Genomic DNA, 19,253 nt, shown 5'->3' with positions numbered 1-19,253 from the left:
GGCCTTTGCCAGTCCAAGGAATCGATGAAACACGATGCTGGCGGTTCAGCGCCGGATTCAGCGCTCTCGGCTGATGCACTCACTGGATCGATTTGCCGCAAGATGGGGCGAAGGAGGCCGAGGAATCTCTTCGATGTCAGATCGAGCGATTGAACGAGCAAGCAAGGATGGCGCAGCCTTCTTTAACGATCTCCACCGTCCGTGCGTGGCCAACATAGATGAAGTGCCTGCGTGCCTACGCGTTGGCGGGCATCAATCCGCTGACTCCCAAGAAGCATGCTTCGGGATGACTACTGGAAGCCGCTATGCCCCACTTGAGCTATCGTAACCGCGTCAAGTGAATAGATGCCCAACTTCGCAAGCTCCGCAGCCATGGTCTTGAGGGTGACCTCGCCATAGGTGTCCGCAACCGTCCGAGCTGCCTGACCCTGTATTGCGTCTAGAATGCGGGGAGGGATACCGGCTTCCATGCCAACTGTTTTGAAGCGATGACGCCAACCGTGGTTGGGCGCCACATTCGGATCTGGCACGAAGGTCCGGCCGAATTCGGCGAGCCGGTTTTTCAAGCCGCGCAGAGCCCCGCGGACGTTTTCGGGCGGATCGACCTTCAAAAAGAGATGTCCGCTTGCAGCCTCTTGTACAAAGGCCGGGAATCCAAGGTCGATCACCTGCTGATGAAGGGGTACCTCGCGGGCTTCGTTGGTTTTGACCGTTCCAGCCTCAGGGGTAATGCGAATTACCCAAACGTCGCCGCGCAAGGTTACATCCTGCTTTCGCAACTGGGCCAGTTCGCCAACGCGAGCTCCTGTAAACGCACACAACCAAGGAATCCAACGCTTAGCCGCAAACGTCTTCGGATTCTCCTGCCCTCGCTCGTGAGATAGCGCGCCAGAAAGAATCGTTTTAGCCTCTTCATCTGAAAAGCCCTTCGATCTATGGCGAGCAGGTTTTCCTACCTTTAAGGTCACACCGGTAGCCGGGTTATGACCAACGAGTCCGTTTGCGACCCCCCAGCCGAACACGACTTTCAGAGCTGAGAGATTGCTGTCCTTAACCGTCTTCGCGGAAACCATCTTTCCGGTTTTCGGCGACGGTGTGCTCAGTCGATGGTTTTTGAACGCGATGACATCCTTGGCCGTGACCTTTGATGCGTCGTTGTGCCTCAGAAAGCGAACAAGATAGGCAAAGGCGTCTCTGTAGCTTTCATAGGTGCTCTGTTTTCTGCCTGCTGCTTTGCTCTCCTTCCACCAACCGTCCACGAGTCCAGTCAAAGTCGCTGCGTCAGTGCTCTCCTTTGCAGCCGCCGTCTTCGGCGACCGACCGTCAATTGGCTGAGCATTTGCCGGACGATGAAGCCACCCGGGCTCCTCTTCTGGTTCAAATTCCCCGCGTTCAAGCCGTTGCAGCGTCAAGCTGGCGCGCTGTAGAGCAGCCCCAACAGCTCGTGCGGTCTTGTGAATGCTCCAGGGATCGTCGCTGAAGCCATTCTTATCGAGGATGTCCTCCGCCCTGCTTACGCATCCGGCCCGCATCGACTTCCAAAAGACATTCTCGATTGGCATCGTCCCCGGGATGGGATCAGCGATGCCTTCCACTCCTGAAACAGGATCGGTTGAAGGCAACGGGTACCTTTTCCACATGCCTCCATACAGTTCGGTGTGCCAGTGAAGCTGTTCGCTGGGATTCTCCTGGAATCTTGCAATCCATTCGTCGTGCACAGCGGTGGCAAAAAGATGCGCCTCCCGGTCCGTGAGGCGGGGTGGGAGCGCATCTACACCGGCGGCGGAAGGACGACCCGAGTCGGTACCATTGACCGAGCGATTTCCGAGCCGAAGCTGCGCCCATTCGTGTTCAAACTCCGAAAGGACCTCTGCGTACTTTCGCTTTGCCTCTTCGGGGTCCTTGGTTCCGAGGGTCTTGTTGACTTCTCGGCGGCCGGTCAACAAGGCAATGTCGGCTGGCATCCGCTTTCGGAACCAGTAAACGCCGGTCTTACGATGTTTTGTTGGACGGCTCATAGCTAGGACCATGTGTAACACCTCTGTGTAGCACTCGGGTAGCCTTAAGCATTTAATTTTGCTGGTTTTTCAGCTGTATCAACACCTTAGGAGGGTGATGGTGCCCAGAGGCGGAATTCAAGTGAAGAAAATACCGCTTTGCTTTCAGATACTTAGGGGAATGTTAGCCGCATCTGCTACCAACATAAATACCAACAAAATATTCCTGTGGATTGGTTCGGTTCCTGCTATTTCTCTCAATGCCTTGCACCTGCACCTTGTCTCATCATGCGTGGAGTGGTGCCAAGTTTTTGCCCGATGACGCCATCGTCTTCGCCCTCCTGAAGATGGAAGACAGCAACAGTCGGGCCCGTGCTTTCCTTCCTGGGGTGGCGCGGGCCGCCGTCGCCTAGCCTTTGCACGAGCCGGTGATGATGGACGCGAATTTGTTGCTGCTGCGAGCCACACCTACCATTTGGCGGAGCTCTTCGCATATCTCTTTCGCGTCTTGGCGCGAAATCTCGGAGAGATAGCGCAGGATTATGGCCTCTTCAGTCAAGGCCTCCTGAATGTGATTCAATTCCGACAGCTTCCGATCGATAGAGCTCATCTATGCACCATGCGCCTGGAAGCGGTGGCGCGCAAACGCTGGTTCGATACTGAAAAATGAAGGCTGCCCAGTTTTTCCTGCCTCACTGATCCAGTTCGAGCGGCTCATGGTCCGGTTGCTCGTGCCCCATGACCTGGCGGAAGTCACGCCGGTCGACCCGCTGGCCGCAGATGGGGCGCGCATAGAATTCCCAGTCAGGGTCATGTGGCTTGCCGGGCATGGGCGGTCCGAGGTCGGCTATTCTGGTTATGCCCGGCCTAACCCGTCGCAGCGGCAAAAGTTCCGGAAAGGCGTGCCCGTTGTCCGATCGCCCGCTCGCATTTTTGTACAACATATTCCCGACTTCCATTAGCATCCCCTCATGGCAACTCTGCGGTACGGCGTAAGGCGGGAACCGGATGCGACGTGGACGGTGTTCGACGTGTTCACCGGGCTGCCGGCTATTGTAGCGGGCCACCCATCTGTCGACCTTCCCGACATGGAGTATGCCGAAGAGCTGGCCGCCATCCTGAATGCCAACGACCTGAAGCAGAGGCTATCTCAAGGGAGGTTCCCCGGAGGGTTCGCCTGACTGAAGTCGGAACAAAGTCAGTGAACAACCGCCCTTGTCAGCGGCCGCTTTAGAGATCGGGTTGCAGAGGAGGGTACACAGGCTTTTCCCCTTATCCTTTTTTCTCCCGGCGGCACTGTCTATTATCGGCGGCGAGGCCGCTATCGCCTTCTGAGCGGGCTAGCGATGGAGTGCCTTCGACGGTGAAGACGATTCCGGCATCCTCAAACGCTTTGCGGATGGCGGCGAGGTTGTGGGGACGCGGTTTCCTGAATTCGTTCTCAAGATCGCTGATCACCATTTCGCTAAGATTGGCCTTTGCGGCAAGTCGCACACGCGACCAGTTCAGTAGGGCTCGTGCTGCTCTGGATTGATCTGCTGAGAGTACGGTTCGGCTGTCCATAGACAGTCGAACATTCAGTATCGCTAAAATGTTCCTCTTGACCTTCTGCGATTTCTAACGGCGTGAGGCCGGCCTCTCGGGTAACGCGGCGGGGTTTTCCAATAACTTTGCGGAACGCTGATCGTCACGCCGCAACGTCTTCTTTTTCGGCTTGGTCTTCTCAACCAGATCTGGCCTTTTCGCTATCAGGTAGTCAGCCTTGTTCGTTCGATAGTCTTCTTTGTGGATGGACATTGCTACGACCTCCATTGTGGAGATCAACGCGGCTGGAAGCCGACACGTTCCCATAAATCGCTTGTTCAAGGCCGGGCCGAACGGCGCACGGATGCCAAAAACGCGAAAAGGGCGCGGTTCATGACCGCGCCCTTTATTTGACTAGGTTCAACTGTCCTGCCTACGAGTCTTGTCGACCATACCAGTCGTCGACGTCTCGCCGCACGCGATCCTTCTCAATGCCGTAGCGTTCCTGGATCGTACCTTCGAGCTGATCGCGGTTGCCGGCTATGCGGTCGAGATCATCATCAGTGAGCTTGCCCCACTGCTCCTTGACCTTGCCTTTGAATTGCTTCCAATTTCCTTCGACGCGGTTCCAGTCCATGATGGCGATCTCCTTTCGTTGTCCTTTCGAACAACGGTCGTAGTGGCCATCAGGTTCCGCTGCAGGTAAGCGCGCTTGCTGGTGATCTAGCAATGGAACTTAATGCCCGTCGACCGCTTGTGTGCGCCGGCCTTTTCCGTTTTGGGAACACAGCCGGCCTTTTGCCGTTGGGTCCTATGGAACAGCTTCGCAAGTAAATGCAGGTGCTCGCCGTTGGGTCGATCGATCCTTATTGCCATAAAGCGAACATTCATCGAAAAGGCCGGTTCAATTCTCTGGAGTATCGAACCCGTGCAAAAGGTGCTATGGGGTCGCGCGGCCGCGCGCCGCCTTTCCTTAACGTTGGCGACACCTGGTGGAAGACATCGCCGAAACCGATGATCCCACGCTCGTCGGCGAAACTGCCACATCGTCGCCGAGAAGGATGACGGCCCGCGCGGCGATCCGAGTTTGCCCGTAGAAGACCGCAATCGATATGGAAACTTGTCCTTCTATGCAATATTCATCACAAGATCGTCGACGATAACGAGAAGACGTGGACGGTCGAGGCGCTTAAGCAGCTTAAGCAGGCGCACGAAGCGTGGATCGAGCAATCGCTTGGGCTCGACCGGATCAAACTGCGCGAGGACACGACATACGCCGATTATATCGACTAGTCTGCCCGCCTTTCGCACGTCGACACCTGGACCGGCTGGAGCAGCTACATTCTCGGCAGCGGCCAACCCCGCATCCGCGCCGAAACGATGATGATCTGGAAACACTCCGGCAATGGCTACTAGGACGAATCTGGCCGGGTAGGTACGTCAGTCTCGAGACCGCGTTCCGGAATTTTCAGCGGGTACCCCAAGACTTTCATGAAACGCTTCGTAACCATCTCGATCGCCGCGGCGCGGCGAGCTGCTACTCACTATGAAGTTCTATAAGATTGAGGATTGGGACCCGCCGTTGTACCAGCGGTGGAGCGCCCAGTACGAACTCCACGTCGATCTTGTCTGCGATCTTGCCTGCGACTTGATGCTATTGCGGGCGCTTATAGTCCCGCGTCACGGACTTTTTGATCGGCACCGCCGGGACGAGCTCGGGCTCAGGCTCCACCTTCGGCCTGGACAGAGCTGTCAGCGACTGGTGAACTTGTCGCTCGCGGCTTTGCCATCAGCGGATGTTCCTGCGGTGTTGTTGTCGTCCCCCATCGTCCCTCTGGATGTCACGCCAACCGTGTTCGCCTTGAAAATGAGACGGGAAAAGCTGGTCGAATGGGGCCACAAATCAACCCACGGATCCTCCGCAATAACGGAGGAGACTTGGGAGCCATGGTGTCGGCGCGCGCGGCGCTATGGAGAGATGACGGCGATCGACGATCCGACGCACTCTCGCCGCTGGGCGTGATGTCGCGGCTTACTTCAGGCTAACCTCTGTATCCCGCGTTTGCAGTATTCGGAACTGCTAAAATATGCTATAATCGATTGTGTGGGGATGGGGATCTCTAACATGATTGACTCGGACGTATTCGACTTTGTCGAACGTTGCAGGAAGCATACGGCAACCGGCGCGCTTTTGAGCGATCTCCTTGACACTGTAAAAAACCTTGGTTTCGAACATCTTATCTTGAGCGGCGTCCCTCTGGGTGGGCAGAAGCTCGCGCCAATGGTGGAGCTGAACGGTTGGCCCAACGGCTGGTTCGAGCGCTATGTCGAAGCCGAGCACGCCGAGGTGGATGGCGTCTGCATCTATTCGGCAAAGACTTTGAAGCCGTTCCTTTGGTCCGAAGTCCCTATCAAGTGGTCTGGAACGGAGGCTTCGCGGCGCGTTGCCGGCGAAGCGACGGAGTTCGGCATCTGGAGTGGCTTTGCCGTGCCGATGTTAAGCGTCCATCATTGGCAATCCGTGCTGTCGTTTGCCTCTTCCGCGAAGTCCTGCAAGCTGTCGCCGCGCCAGCAAGTGCAACTGGTCACCATGGCCGTTTACGCCGGCATGACCATCCAGGCTCTTTCCAATGATGACGAAGATGGTGAGGGCCCGCTGACCGACCGGGAAAAAGAAGTCCTGCTATGGGCCGCCGGTGGCAAGACTTCTTCGGAAACCTCGCAAATCCTCGGCCTGACAGAGCGCACTGTCAAATGGCACGCAACGCGCGCCCGCGAGGCATTTGGCGTCGCGACGACCACGCAAGCCGTCGTAGAGGCGGTGCGCAGGCGGCTGATCCATCCATAACTGCGTCAACTGTCCGATCGGACAGGTGACGTATATTAGCGCGGCTGCGACTATCCCATCCGAGAACGGTCGGGGTATTGCGCCATGATAACGGCTCACGTGGTCAATTCGCATAACAAGCATCTCTATCAAAACGAATTCGACGAGTTTTTGCGCCGTCGGCACGACTTCTTCGTGCACCAGAAACATTGGCGCCCTCCAAGCCCGGATGGTCGCGAGCTCGACCAATTCGATACGGACGCGGCGACTTACCTGCTGGGTATCGAAGACGGTCGCGTGGTGACGTCGGCTCGGCTGATTCCGACCAGCGAACCGCATATGGTCTCCGAAGTCTTTCCGCATATGTGTGAAAAATCGGGTGTTCCGAGGCGCCCTGACTGGGCCGAATGGACACGCACTTTCGTTGTCCCCGACAAACGCTCAACCGGGCTGCGGGGCACGCTCACGCAACTGTGCTGCGCCGTGATGGAATTTGCTCTCGAGGAGGGCCTCAGCGCCGTCGGCGGCATCCAGGAAACCTACTTCATGCCGCACCACGGCGCCCTCAAATGGCGCGCCGAGCCGATGGGGATGGCGAGGGAAGAAAACGGCGAATGGTACATCGTGGCGTATATCGAGGTGAATGACGCGGCGCTGGCAAGTGTCCGCGAGATTCTCAGTATCGACCAATCGCTTCTGGTTCGTCGCGGAACTCAGTTTCGCTCATTTATAGCAATGGATCCATCCCCGATGCGGCACCCGAAAATCGGGAATGAGAGCACCAGTCTAATTTCCATCCCCCCAAAGACAAGGCCATTACTGTGAGTCTGTGGACCAAAGGCGACGAGTTGCAGGCCGTAAAACTCAATTCTTAGCGTTATGCGCTTTGTTGATGCGCTCTACCTTAAAACACACTGTTAGAGGAAATATCCATGTCTAATTTGAGCCGGCGCAGTGCGATCTTTTTGGGTTTGTCTGCCACAGCCGGGGCTGCCATGTCGCGCGCGGCGGCCACGCAATCGCAAAATGATGACGTCGAACCAAGTAAATTGCCAGAAGCGGAAGCGGATGTATTCGCTGGTGATAGCCGAAACGCTGTCGAATACTGGAATGATGTAGCCCTTGAGCTGAATGCAAATGACCATACGATTAAGGTCGGTCAAGCCCGTGCGCCAGGACCAGTCGCTTCGGCTAGAGCTTTGGGATTGATCCACACGGTGCTCGCAGATGCTGTGGCTCGCTCATATCCCGATCCACTTTACAAGCCGTTTCTATACACCGTCGCCCTTAAGGAGAAACCGTCATCACCAGCAGCGTTCGTGGGAGGTGCGTGCGCGGCGATTATGTCCCATATATACCAAGGGCCCGAACACGAGACGTTCTTAAGGATGAAGAGGGCCGAGTTTCTTAGGCGAATCGGTCTTGGCAACCGGAGTTCGTGGCAGCTTGGCCAGGTTTTTGGGAGCGATTCTGTTTTTAAAGACAAATGGGACTGGACTGATATATGGGCGCGCATAGACAACCAGAAATTCACCTACACTCCTGGGCCTCAACAACATACAGTCGACCCATTTAATCCGGACCAAGGTTACTACGGTCACAGTTGGGGTGTCGAACCGAAACCGCTAGCTCTGACGCCGGATGAAGTAACGAAGAAGATTGCGCAAGGTGGCTGCGCTCCGTCTGATCCTCCGGCGATCGGAACTCCAGATTACAAAAGAGATTCAAATGACGTTCGGCTCGTCGGCGAATTGCGAGGAGGGATTGAGAACCCACAGCGAACACCGGAGCAAATTGTCCCAGGCTTATTCTGGGCGTACGATGCCCCGCCGTTTATTGGTACGCCGCCGAGACTTTATAATCAGTTCGTTCGCCAAGTTGCACGGCAGGATAAATTGGGTCCGCGTCGACTGGCCCGACTTCTCGCTCTGTGCAACTTGGCGATGTCAGATGCGGGCAACGTGGCATGGCACGCAAAATATTTGCATAAAGTGTGGCGTCCCGTCAGAGGGTTGAATCCTGATCTGCCGAAGCAGCCTAAGAAGGAGGATATCAAGTGGGTGCCACATGGTTCGCCAAAAACAAATCGGTCTGACTTTGCCTTCAATATGCCCTTTGCGGCCGATGCGGAACTGCAGAGCTTGGTATCGGTGGCACTTGAGGGCCAAGAGTCTGCCCAGAGCCTTTTAGCTGGATCTAGCAAAGCTGCCGAGCCGGTCCCCGACGATAACTACAAAGCTGCCGCGTTCACGCCGAACTTTCCAGCTTATCCATCTGGACACGCAACGTTTGGAACAGCGTGTCTAGTGATGCTGCGCAAGGTCAGAGCGGAGAGATTGAAGGATCCAGATTGGATTGGAGTCGATCGGTTTCCGTCCAATGAACTCGATGGCATTGCTGTGGACAATTTCAAGCCGGAGCTTCGTGGGCGTCGTACCGATGATTTTCGTGACATCGAGAAGGCAATTGATGATAACAACCGCAGCAGAGTCTTGTTAGGTGTTCACTGGCAATTCGACGCAGAGGGCGGCAAGGAGGCCGGCCAGAAAGTGGCCGAAGCCATTTATGGACGAGCCTATAGCAAGACATAGACCGAGGGCGGTCTTGTAACAAGTAATTGCAAGCCCGGCAGCCTTGCGCCGGGCTGTGAAGACCACGGACTCCTCGACCGGAAATGCCCTGGTGTTTCACTCAACGCACAAGCACGCCTCTTCGGGGCTAGATTTTCACGTGCGTCACAAGGCTACCGCCCTGTATTGGCAAGGACAAGTAGGATGGCGACTTCGATCTGAATGGCCGTTACAATGTTGGCACGCCCCAGCTCAGTTGCACCTCCTTTTTTTGACACGTGAGCGATGTGTCGGCAACTGCACGTTGATTTCGGGCTTCCGTCCAAGCAGCTCCAACGCAGTCGAGTGAGGCAGAGTGCAAGCAGCTCAAGTTCGTCCGGGCCCCACCGTCTCGAATGGCAATTTGCTCGCACATCGCTCCGAAGACCGGACAGACCGCTGCCGGCCCCATTCTGGTCATTCAATGACCGCCCAGCGTTGCTGCCTTAGGACGATCGGTTCACTTCTTAGCTCTCCCGTCCAAAATGCGGTAAACCTGCATCCGAGAACAGCCAACAGCTTTCGCTATTTCGGTGGGTTTGACCCCGTCGCCGTGGAGTTGGATCACTCGGTGGTAATCTAAGCGCTGCTGACCACCCTTGTAGATGCCATTACGTTTAGCCTGCTCGATGCCGTCACGCTGCCGCTCTTTAATGAGCCGGCGCTCCATTTGGGCGACCATCCCAAGAACCGAAGCACAATGTGGCCCATCTCACCTCTTGTCGAAACGTGCGGGTCAAGGACAGTGACGAACGCTCCCTTCTGTTCACACTCGTAGATTAGATTTAGGACGTCGCGTGCATCGCGGCCGAGGCGGTCCAGCCTTGTGACCACAAGTTCATCACCTGGCCGTAGGAAGTCCAAAACAGTCGCCAACTCGGTACGCCCGTCGCGACTGCCACCCGACACCTTCTCGGAACGGACAATTTCGCAGCCCTCAGCCTTCAGCTTTGCATGCTGGCTTTCGAGATCTTGATCAATTGTGCTGACGCGAGCGTAACCAATGCGAGCCATAGCCTGTCACCTCAAGGTTTAGGCTCAACGCTACCTTGTCACAAATAGTCGATGTCAACCCAGATGTTACGCTGACGCATCGCCGGCTGGTTACGTCACCCAGGGGTATACCCACATGATCGCTAGACGTCTGCACCGGCGGGTGAAGACGGTCCGACAACGATCAACTCGCTTGGATGTGGGCGAACATCGTCCGCGACAGGACCCTTGTGGTTCTGGCCAATCCGGAATGTCACACGGTCACCTACATTTAGAGATTCCAGCTCCACCCTAGCTGCCAAATTACTTCGGTGAAAGAAATAGTCATGACCGGCAGAGTCAGTAAGGAAAGCGAACGATTTATCGGGAAATACACTCTTTATCCAACCCGGCTGGCTCGGTTCCTCGGCAGCCAATTGACTGCCCACCATCGCAATTTCACCGGCGGCTGGCCGCCCCTCTCGTTCGACTATCGTGAAACGGACCTCATTCCCAGGTATCGCAAAGGTGAGGGCGTGAGGAAAGGCCGAGAAGTGGAAGAAAACCCTCTTGTCGCCCTCGAAGCGAATGAACCCGTAGCGTTTGGGGACGTTCACCCTGTCGATAGAGCCTGTGCAGATCGTCCCGATTCGCTGCAATAGGGCGAGGTCCCCAGTCGCGTCACCGCGAGATGAAAACGGAAGCTTGATATTTGCAACGGGATTGAACCTAATATCCTCTATATCAGCATAGCATCGCTGCACTTCCGGCAGCAGGCTGCTTAGAGAGAGTTGATCGGCCAGTTGGGAAAGTACGCCAAGAGTACGCTTCCCGGTCGAAACAATTCGCTCATCTAACAATTCGTCAGGTACGCTACGAAATCGCGTCAGAACATCTTGGCAAGCAGATAGACTGTCCGAATAGCGCCCTTCGTCAAAGAATGCGGAAGCTTTCCTGAGCGCCACCTGACACCAAGTGTCGTAAGCGACACGCTGTTGCCTAGTCGAGACGTCTGGATTATGGAACACGCGCTGCAGGCGGCCGTCGGCCTCTGCATTGTGCCCAAGAAACATCTCCACGCGTGCCAGTTCCACGAGGACGGCGGCGGAATCCGGGTCAAGCCCCTCGGCCACCAAAAGCTGCTCGCGGGCTCCATCTGGATCATGTGCGGCTCTCAGCAGGAAGCCAGCATACCAGTAGCGTGTCGGAGCGGATCGGGGCTCGAACACTATCGCACTCTGATACGCGTCGGCGGCAGCAGCAGGATTATCTGTGTGCGCGTGCACCCATGCCTCAACCCGGTACACCTCATAAAAGGCAGGGTCGAGTTCTTTTGCTCGCTCCACTAGGTTCAGCGCCTTCTCCCTGTCGTTGGAGTAAACACTCCCTAGCGCTTCCGATAGTAGCTTGGCAGTTATCGCGTCAGCTTGATTGCGACACGCAATCACACGGGGATTGTATTTATTGGCTCCTCGTTCTGCTTGCAGCCTTTCGTACTGCGTCGAGACGTCACGCATTCGCTGCTTGAAAATAGCATCCTCCACCGCGTTCGGCGGATGGTTGCGGAGTATGAACAAACGGGGAAGCTCATTCAGTTGAAAGACCGTTTCAGATCCAGCCTCCGTTAACGTGCTGGACATTTGAAGAATATTCGCCGATTGAAGTCCCGCGAGCGCCTCTTGCAGGCGATCTCCAGAAATCTCGGTCAAATAAGATATGAGCGGAAGTGATTGCTTTCCCGGAACCGCAATCATAGCTTTGCAGACCGTCTTTCCGTCAGCTGTCAGGAATTCGTAGACGTTGGAAAGGCAAAAATCCAAGAAGATCTTCGGATTGGCCAGCGCTTGTTCCGGCCGCTTCCCACATTGGACGCTAGACACGAACCATTTTATGAAGCCCGGGTTCAATTTCATCTGTTGCACGTATTTCTTCAGGCTTTCATTTTTCGCCTTATAGATATCCGGAACCCGGCGAACCTTGGCCGTTAACCTGAGGAGTTGCACGGCCTCTTGGCTATTGAGTCCGCCCAATTTAAATGGATAGCTCATCTCACCGATCCCGACACGTGACGTCGCCAAGATCTTGCTGTTGCCGTTAGATTTTCTGATGAAACGCGTGAGGAGCGGATCAAGCACGGTCTCCAAATTGTCGAGAACCAGCAGAATCTTGAAGGTGTTGAGATAGGAGGCCACTTCGTCGAGTATTGCCTCATCGGATCCGACGCCCCCCAAGACATCAGACGCCGATCTAATCAACCCAAGCGAGTTTTGAATAGCGCCATCAATGGTCTGAATATCATTGAGCGTGAGAACCGTGCGCTTGGCGGTGGTCCACACGATCGCTTCGAAGCCTGCGGTTTCGTCGTCTAATAGATCGTAAGCCACTCTCAAAGCGAGGGCAGTCTTGCCGAAGCCGCCCTCTCCAACCACAGTCACCACAGGCCAATTGCTCTTGCAGGCCGCGAGAAGCTCGCTTGTCTCCTGCTCTCGCCCCAGAAAACCCGTTTCATCATAGTCAGGCAATGGCAAATTATGCGGGATACGATCGACCTGTTGATCGGCCTGCGAGATGTCGACCGAGTAAACAAAGTTAGGATTTTCTCTAACACGCTCCTCAAATTCGATGACGCGAGGGAACAAGGCCTTCGGGTAAGAGTGTAGTTGCTTAACAAATATATCAACGGTAGAGTAATCAGCAAATTGAAGTGGTCGAGCGTGCATAACGCGATTCCGAATCGGGATCAGACGGTCGAGTTCAGTTGAATTTACATTGACAAATTTGGCGATCGCCGGGTCCAGTGATGCTTTGTGCGCACGCAGAATTTGCGCCGAATCGGCGAAGTCCAGATACTCATAAATGTCGTCGTCGTCGGCCGCGCCGTCTCGAGCGGCCCGATCTCGCAACTTGGCCAAGGTATCTGCAGGGAAAATCGCCTCGATGGCCGTTGATGAACCCAACTGAAACCTCACAAGCGCGCGCAAGTCAGCATCGATCGCTGTGATGAGGCCATAGAGCGTTAGCCTGACGAGGTTGAAACTCAAATGCCGCTCCTGATTTGGATGTCATCCACACTATACGTGACGTAAGCCGACAAGGGCTGTCGTAGCAGGACATGGCACGACTGCCGGAATACAAATGCCCGGCTCTCGCAGCCTGTTCGTGCCATCCACCCCCTCCACTAGGATCTAAATAGTTACCGAAACGCCGAGATATGAGAACTTCGCGCGAGATTGCTTGATGAAAAGAACCCGCCACACTCGCTCCGTCTGGAGCAGCCTTTGCACTCATCGACGTACTCGTTTTTCCAATCGCTGATCGACCGCTTTGCGTACTTATGTATCGATCCGTCGAGGAGGCAGAGCTGGTGGTTGTAAACTGAAACGTTGATCCTGGCCGCAGCCAGATATTGCACGGCCGCCCGCAGCTGACTCCGATAGTCGTACGGGTCCATCCAGAGCTTATCCATGTTTGCTCTCGTGTACCCGGTGATCTCAAGCCCCATAAACGTCACGTGATCAACAAAAGTCAGGTTTCTGAAGATGAAATCCGACAGGTCGGCGAGACCTTGATAGGTCTGCTTGTGAACGACAACTCGTATCTCGACCTCAGCACCAACGGACTTAAGGTTCATGATTCCGCGGATTGTTTCGTCAAAAGCGCCCTTGGACTGAACCACGTAATCGTGAACTTCCGGGTCGGCGGAATAGATCGGTATGCCGACCGAAAGGCGGCGATGTCCAATTGCTTGATACCGCTCAGCAAACGCCTTGTCCTTAAACGTCCGGCCGTTGGAAAGAATATGAATTGGCGTCGTAGGAAGGTGGTCACGAGCCGAGGACAAAATGTCAAAAAAGTCCTCACCCACCAGCGTTGGCTCACCGCCAGTGATCCCGAGAAACGGGGTCGTTGCGGGCAGCAGGGGCAGCACATCCAAAATCTCCCGCGCCAACCAGCGATCGTCAACGTCTTTGGGTGGCTGGGAGCACATCAAGCACAGGTGGTTGCACCGCTCCGTTACGAGGAAATAGTTCGCGTTGGCATCCTTTCTGAACAGGACACGCACTGCCTTCCGATCCGGCACAAAGCGGATAACGTCACCCTCGCTGAGGTAGTAGAACTCGTGGGGCAGAACGACTAGTCGTCGGTCTGAAAACAGTCGCTCAGCCTCCGACCGATGCTCCTCAAAGGTGACAACCCAATAGCATTCGGAATGAAACGTCTGCCCCTTGAAAAGATACGCATCATGCTCCGGGTTAGGCGCTTGATCAGCTTGGCCCGTCACGAGCCTAAGTGCCACTCGCTGCGAGAAATCACCGACGCTTGCTGACGCAGCGAAGCCACTCAGTCGCAACATCCTAATTCGCCCAACTTAGAAAGAGTTCTCGGGCGGTGACGTCCCTCTCCATAAGGTCGATCAGCCTCTTGAAGATCGACATGTTGCGATTGCAGAATCCCGAACGCGTTTTGAGGCCAACAAAGTCGCCCTGCGTTGCAGTGTGGAACACGGGATCAGACCCACAAAAAGGCTCGTAGGCGCATTCGGCGCACATCGGAGCGGACCCGGCAAAGGACTGCTCAATAGGATCGAGGAGAGCGTCAGACCCGAAAATCTCCGCGTACGTGTTTTGGTGGACGTTCCCGAGCAGAAATGTCTTGTCGCCCATCTCAGCCAACATGCGCGCTTCGTCGGATGCGTAGACGCTGGCGTCATAGTTATAGACAACGGCGGAGATACCGATACCTGCCGGGCTCATCAGGTCCACATATCCCGGCTCGAAGGGCGTGAGCATCTTTGTAAGGATGGTGGCCGCGTAAAACTCCTTGAAAGGAATACCGTTCCGATTCAGTTCAAGGATGTAATTCAGCCCGTCGAAGTAGAAGTCGAGCCAGTGGTCCACGTCATAGGCAGCATACGATTTCGTCTTGACCGCGAAGCCGTAAGGGGAAAGCGGCCGAAGGAATATTCCGGGGAAATCTAGCCGCACGTACTCGTCAATGATCTCGCGCACCAGTGGAAGGCTGGCTTTGGTCGTCGTCATAAGTGCGCTGACGCGTTCATGGCCGAGAGCCAGTCTGGCCTTGCCGATACCTGCCACAGCCAATTCGTAGCTGTTCTTTTCCGGGCGCGGTCGATTGGCATTGTGAAGAGTGGCCGGACCATCAAGCGACGTAGAAATTAGGACGCTGTGCTCGCGGCAAAACTCCAAGATTTCGTCCGTAACGACAGCGAGGTTCGTCGTAATAACGAACTGCAGCGACCGCCCGGCGACTTTGTTGATCGCTTCAGCCCGATGCACGACGTGTTGGATCAATGGGAAGTTCAAAAGCGGCTCGCCACCCTGGAACTCGATCTTGATAGCCGGGCTTGGAGATTGAAAAATGAGTCCCAAGGCCTTCTCGGCTGTCTGCTCGGCCATATCGAAGGCTGATCGATCTTCGCTTTGACGGGATACCTGACAGTAAGGGCAAGAGTGCTCGCATCGCAAAGACACGACCATTATGTGAAGCGATGTGAAGTTCTCCAGCCTTTTTGCTTTAGTCCGAACCTTCAGCGCCAGCAGCTCCTTGCCGATATTGGAGGATGCATCAAAGAGGAATTGCCTGCTGCGCAGGCGGGAGTAGGCGGGGTGTGTGCTGGGAAGCTCGTGCCTGACAAACGAGGCCAGCACGGCGCGCGGCAATACCAGATATTCACCCGCTTGGTTGGTCAGCACATACCGCTCGTCGTCCAACTGGGAAAAACGGAAGTACGCGAGCTGGTACGTGTCGTCCAACGGTCGTTGGAACTCAGTTGCCGGAGCAAACTTAGTCATCGGACTGTAGGCCCGATCTGGAAAACGCCAGCGCCAGTATCGCGTTTCTAACCATGGCGCTTTCGGCGGCGATGCTGCTACGCAGGTCCTGATCCAAGACCTCTAACCGCAGCCTTTCTACCGCTGCGTCGGCCGAAGCTCGCGCGGCCGCCTTATTGAAGTTGATCGTGCATACAGCGAAGCCGCCCTCGATCATGATCTCAACCGCAGCGTTTCCGGTTACCCGATAAGCTGCGCGCTTCACGCAGTCGAGGCTGAAGACTGACAGATCAAACTTGACGTGGGCAGTCTGGACGAGCTCGCTATCGCGAGAGGTGTCCGACATCAACAATAGCTGTAGCCAGAGCAGTGAGACCCGTGACTAGCATGGCTTGAATGGCTGGTGTGGTACGCCATGATGACGTCTGTACCATTTGAGCGGTCGAGCACCTCACCGTAGCCGAGGTCCGCCGGAACAGTGCCAGCTTCAGCGAGCTTTGCCGAAGGCTGATTTGCCGATTCGACAAGGACTGCAGCCTGAACTTGGCCGCCGAGAATCATCGTGGCCGACAAGGCCATTGGTGACAGGAAATTGCGTTTCGACATTATCCAAACCCCCGTTTGTACAGAATCATTAGCAAAACGCGCCAAGCCGGACAAGTACCGATTGTGGAGAAATGCTTAAGGCACCACTAATGTTCCGGGCCAAATACTTGTATTGTGGAGTTGACGGGTTCCGTCTTCTGAGCCCAATCGATCGCAGAAGCGGCCCGACGATGCTCTTGTGCAGCCGCTTCGGCTGCCGCCAGGAAGCGCTCGGATTTCAGCCCGAGAAAGCTGTTCGGAAGGTTTGGTTCTGGGCCATTGGCGATCTCCGCTTGATGGGGTTCGCCGCAACGCGGACCATAGTCCTACATGCCACGCTGCCTGACAAGTGCAGCTCCTGGCCTACTCTCACAGGAGCGATAGGGCCAGGCGCCAAGCGCCACCATCAGGAGGGAAGCGGTCATGCCGACCATGTCTCGCGCCTGTAGCGTCGCGGGCGCCGCATCAAGGAAGCGGGCTACAGCGCTGCGGCCTGATACTGGACTCCCGGCTTCAGACGACGCATTCTCGCCTCGGGGAAGGGATCATGGGCAATTCTGTTCATGCCAGGAGGTTGCAGAGGCGACGGCCTTGGTGGCGCTCGCTTTTCCGCTATCGTCTCGCCGCCGTTCTGGTGATGCTCGGGGCGACTTCCGCGGGCTATCTTGCAGTCGGCGACGATCGGCACGAGCTGCCGCGCGTTCACCATGGCGGCGATTCGTCGGCCAGCAACGCGGCTGTCCGCGAGGCGGGCTGCGATATCAAGGGCAACATTAACGAGCGCGGCGAGCATATCTACCATATGCCGGGGCAGGAATATTACTCTGCTACGCGCGTCAACCCAGCTCGAGGAGAGCGCTGGTTCTGCTCACAATGGGAAGCGTGGTGGGCGGGCTGGCGGAAAGCGAAAGTGTAGCGATTGCCTTTAGACTACACCTTCAGTTGCTCGATGCGCGTGCTCTTTATTGGAAGTTCGAACATCGCGCCGCCCGCGACAATTTCCGATTGCTTTTCGATCGTGCTCCAAAGGGCGAGTAGCCGCTCCATTTGCTTGAGGACCGGAGCCTTGTAGAGGCCCTTCGAAAGAAAAAACCCGACGAGCCGAGAGCTTCGAAATGCAGCATATTCGACCTTGTTCCGGGGAATGCGTCGATCGCCAGAAATGACGATCCAACGCCCCTCCGTGCTCAGCTGGCCGATCCAGTCCACATCTTTCACGCCGGGGCCGAACTTCTCTCTGATATGGACGATCTCATGCTCCCCGGCGAACAGGGCATTTAGCGAATGGGCGAGAGCGGGCGACAGGTTTTCGTCGACCAGGGCTTTCACGCGGCGCTCTGAAGGCTCTCTTCGAATTTCATGGCGTCTCTAACAGCGGTAGCTGAGACATCGAAAAGGCGCGCCACCTTTTCCACGGATCCTTCGGCTTCTAACGCTTGCGCAAGCGCCACGGTCGGGACGCCATATTTGGAGGCGATCGGCTGACCGAACGAACGATGGGGATCGATCACGATGGACTGCTTGCCATTGAAGGGCCGCCAGCGCGCCACCGCGTCATCCTCGATATCCAGGTCTTTGGCCGTCCGCTCTATGACCTGGCGGAAAACATACTGCCGCCTCTTCAGGTCGAGTAGCTTGGTTTCACCGGAACGCTCTATTCCTTCGAGGAAGATCGTTCTGCCGTCAGTCTGGAAGCGCCTGGTTGAGAACGGGCGCTCGTCATTGACACACTCACGTGCGTACTCGATGCAATTTCTAACCGCCAAAAGGCCGACGCCGGCCCCTGTGAATGCTTTGACAAAGCGGAGCTCGATCAGGTCACGGAATCCGATCTCGAGATGATTGTCGATGATCGGCCACTGCGATGACCATAGCGGCGCGATTCGATGCTCAACTTCTTCGCGGCGGAAGGTGTAGCCCTTCATCCACCTCGAAATATTGAGCGCAGACGTCCCTATCAGGCGCGCGGCCTCTCCGACGGTGTAGGAGCCTACCCCGAAGAATTCTGCGTCTTGAATGTTCTGGCGTACCGACATGCCGGAAGAGTTATCCACTTTCATAGACCGTGCAAGGGGCACTGCCGCCGTCCACCTGGCGGCAATGTATCTATCGGTCGCATCATCAGGATCGCAGAGGAGTGCACACGGTAGCCTGTGAGCAAGTTAATTCTGCCGGCGAGGGTTACGGCTGAAACACCATCGAAGTTTCGTCGATCTGAAAGGTGCCCTCGACGCGGACATTCATCGATGCGCCTAGCGTTGTTCGATAGGGTTTCTCGGCGTAGACCACTAGGGCCACCTCGAATTCAACAGGGACGATCGCCGGCGCGCCATCGTGAAAAGTGATGTAGACCGTGACATCGACGAAAGGCGGTCGCGAATTCCGATCCTCCCATCCGTCTATGCGCACAATGCCTTTGATGGCCTCCTCACCCGAATCGCGTGCCAGTTGCTCGCCTGAGACGTTAATTCTGGAGATCGACCTCCCGGCCGCCATCCGCATCCATCCGGACGTCAAGGACGTCGGCTGGGAACCGGTTCCAGTTCACGATGTGAATGACGGCGTCCTCGAGGCCGTTTTTCACATGGGGTCGCGCTGGGCGTTGCCGGCGCGTAGCCCAGTGCGAATTCCGTCTGTCTGCGCTGCTCCCGCAACTGACTTAGCAGCGGCCTGATCGCAACGGCGGCCGCACTCGCTGCCATCCATCCGCTTGCCGCGCCGATCCATTCTCGGGCGCAAATGGCGCCGCCTTCGCCATCTCGGCAGATCGTCGAGTAGTCGGGCCAATGCCTTCCAAGCAGGAATGCAGCCAGAGCGACGCGGCAAAGCCCATCGGGACGCGCCAGCCTAGGTGTTTGATCCCAGGCTTTGATGGCGCATACTTTTCGTCCGAATCAAAGGATGCGCTATGGGCCAGGTTCTTCATGGGAGCGCCACGACGACAGAG

The 19,253-nt window shown here is 56.1% G+C and carries 19 protein-coding genes and 1 pseudogene; 5 read left to right on the top strand and 15 right to left on the bottom strand.

The features are described from left to right. Positions 1-290: 290 nt before the first annotated feature. Together NKJ58_RS27915 and NKJ58_RS27910 are read right to left on the bottom strand one after the other, a co-directional pair. Positions 291-2,018, bottom strand: a complete 1,728-nt coding sequence (locus NKJ58_RS27915; RefSeq protein ID WP_352854333.1) for a DUF6538 domain-containing protein — start codon at positions 2,016-2,018, stop codon at positions 291-293. A 388-nt stretch (positions 2,019-2,406) separates the two neighbouring features. Continuing rightward, the gene (locus NKJ58_RS27910; protein ID WP_352558344.1) at positions 2,407-2,607 is read right to left on the bottom strand and encodes a hypothetical protein; all 201 of its coding nucleotides are present in this window, start codon (positions 2,605-2,607) and stop codon (positions 2,407-2,409) included. A gap of 361 nt (positions 2,608-2,968) precedes the next feature. Between NKJ58_RS27910 and NKJ58_RS27905 the strand changes: the two genes are divergently transcribed. Continuing rightward, a complete protein-coding gene (locus NKJ58_RS27905; RefSeq protein WP_023746712.1) occupies positions 2,969-3,178 on the top strand; it encodes a hypothetical protein in 210 nt (69 codons plus the stop codon). A 91-nt stretch (positions 3,179-3,269) separates the two neighbouring features. On the opposite strand, the gene NKJ58_RS27900 is transcribed toward NKJ58_RS27905, so the two are convergent. From NKJ58_RS27900 to NKJ58_RS27885, 4 genes are all read right to left on the bottom strand, one after another. After that, positions 3,270-3,560, bottom strand: coding sequence for a helix-turn-helix domain-containing protein (locus NKJ58_RS27900; protein ID WP_352558346.1), 291 nt, complete (start codon positions 3,558-3,560; stop codon positions 3,270-3,272). Between the two features lie 54 nt (positions 3,561-3,614). Further along, positions 3,615-3,794, bottom strand: coding sequence for a hypothetical protein (locus NKJ58_RS27895; RefSeq protein ID WP_023697507.1), 180 nt, complete (start codon positions 3,792-3,794; stop codon positions 3,615-3,617). Positions 3,795-3,954: 160 nt separating this feature from the next. Then, positions 3,955-4,158, bottom strand: a complete 204-nt coding sequence (locus NKJ58_RS27890; RefSeq protein WP_023673385.1) for a CsbD family protein — start codon at positions 4,156-4,158, stop codon at positions 3,955-3,957. 491 nt (positions 4,159-4,649) lie between these two features. Continuing rightward, complete coding sequence (locus tag NKJ58_RS27885; RefSeq protein ID WP_352558350.1) at positions 4,650-4,880, bottom strand: hypothetical protein; 231 nt, start codon at positions 4,878-4,880, stop codon at positions 4,650-4,652. Between the two features lie 766 nt (positions 4,881-5,646). Between NKJ58_RS27885 and NKJ58_RS27880 the strand changes: the two genes are divergently transcribed. The 3 genes from NKJ58_RS27880 to NKJ58_RS27870 all read left to right on the top strand — a co-directional run bounded on the left by NKJ58_RS27880 (position 5,647) and on the right by NKJ58_RS27870 (position 8,939). Beyond that, entirely contained in the window at positions 5,647-6,369 is a 723-nt protein-coding gene (locus NKJ58_RS27880; protein WP_023749020.1) for a helix-turn-helix transcriptional regulator, read from the top strand. Between the two features lie 84 nt (positions 6,370-6,453). Then, positions 6,454-7,173 carry an acyl-homoserine-lactone synthase gene (locus tag NKJ58_RS27875; protein WP_352854330.1) on the top strand — a complete coding sequence of 240 codons (720 nt, stop codon included), beginning with the start codon at positions 6,454-6,456 and terminating at the stop codon, positions 7,171-7,173. A 107-nt stretch (positions 7,174-7,280) separates the two neighbouring features. Next, positions 7,281-8,939: a vanadium-dependent haloperoxidase gene (locus NKJ58_RS27870; RefSeq protein WP_352558352.1), complete on the top strand. Its 1,659-nt coding sequence runs from the start codon at positions 7,281-7,283 to the stop codon at positions 8,937-8,939. A gap of 478 nt (positions 8,940-9,417) precedes the next feature. Here the strand turns inward: NKJ58_RS27870 and NKJ58_RS27865 are convergent. The 6 genes and pseudogenes from NKJ58_RS27865 to NKJ58_RS27840 all read right to left on the bottom strand — a co-directional run bounded on the left by NKJ58_RS27865 (position 9,418) and on the right by NKJ58_RS27840 (position 16,327). Further along, a pseudogene (locus NKJ58_RS27865) lies at positions 9,418-9,971 on the bottom strand (recombinase family protein). Positions 9,972-10,093: 122 nt separating this feature from the next. Continuing rightward, positions 10,094-12,970: a cold shock domain-containing protein gene (locus tag NKJ58_RS27860; protein ID WP_352558354.1), complete on the bottom strand. Its 2,877-nt coding sequence runs from the start codon at positions 12,968-12,970 to the stop codon at positions 10,094-10,096. Positions 12,971-13,122: 152 nt separating this feature from the next. Further along, complete coding sequence (hxsC, locus tag NKJ58_RS27855) at positions 13,123-14,283, bottom strand: His-Xaa-Ser system radical SAM maturase HxsC (protein WP_352558356.1); 1,161 nt, start codon at positions 14,281-14,283, stop codon at positions 13,123-13,125. A gap of 1 nt (position 14,284) precedes the next feature. Then, on the bottom strand, positions 14,285-15,703 hold the full coding sequence (gene hxsB / locus NKJ58_RS27850; protein WP_352854327.1) for a His-Xaa-Ser system radical SAM maturase HxsB: 1,419 nt from the start codon (positions 15,701-15,703) through the stop codon (positions 14,285-14,287). A 31-nt stretch (positions 15,704-15,734) separates the two neighbouring features. Then, positions 15,735-16,067, bottom strand: coding sequence for an HxsD-related protein (locus tag NKJ58_RS27845; protein ID WP_352558360.1), 333 nt, complete (start codon positions 16,065-16,067; stop codon positions 15,735-15,737). Beyond that, the gene (locus NKJ58_RS27840; RefSeq protein ID WP_127218519.1) at positions 16,067-16,327 is read right to left on the bottom strand and encodes a hypothetical protein; all 261 of its coding nucleotides are present in this window, start codon (positions 16,325-16,327) and stop codon (positions 16,067-16,069) included. The genes NKJ58_RS27845 and NKJ58_RS27840 overlap by 1 nt, the downstream gene beginning before the upstream one ends. Before the next feature lie 526 nt (positions 16,328-16,853). Here NKJ58_RS27840 and NKJ58_RS27835 point away from each other — a divergent pair. Continuing rightward, positions 16,854-17,222, top strand: coding sequence for a sunset domain-containing protein (locus NKJ58_RS27835; RefSeq protein ID WP_023750018.1), 369 nt, complete (start codon positions 16,854-16,856; stop codon positions 17,220-17,222). Positions 17,223-17,236: 14 nt separating this feature from the next. Here NKJ58_RS27835 and NKJ58_RS27830 read toward each other — a convergent pair whose 3' ends face one another. The 3 genes from NKJ58_RS27830 to NKJ58_RS27820 form a co-directional block, all read right to left on the bottom strand. After that, positions 17,237-17,635: a PIN-like domain-containing protein gene (locus NKJ58_RS27830; RefSeq protein ID WP_352854324.1), complete on the bottom strand. Its 399-nt coding sequence runs from the start codon at positions 17,633-17,635 to the stop codon at positions 17,237-17,239. Beyond that, complete coding sequence (locus tag NKJ58_RS27825) at positions 17,632-18,342, bottom strand: hypothetical protein (RefSeq protein ID WP_352854323.1); 711 nt, start codon at positions 18,340-18,342, stop codon at positions 17,632-17,634. Before NKJ58_RS27825 ends, NKJ58_RS27830 begins: the two co-directional genes overlap by 4 nt. Positions 18,343-18,487: 145 nt before the next feature. Next, entirely contained in the window at positions 18,488-18,802 is a 315-nt protein-coding gene (locus tag NKJ58_RS27820; RefSeq protein ID WP_352854320.1) for a hypothetical protein, read from the bottom strand. Positions 18,803-19,253 lie beyond the last annotated feature (451 nt).

The sequence above is a fragment of the Mesorhizobium sp. M0139 genome (assembly GCF_040322455.1).
Classification (GTDB): domain Bacteria; phylum Pseudomonadota; class Alphaproteobacteria; order Rhizobiales; family Rhizobiaceae; genus Mesorhizobium.
The sequence above is the reverse complement of the archived record's forward strand: the minus strand, read 5'-3'. Positions and strand labels throughout refer to the sequence as shown.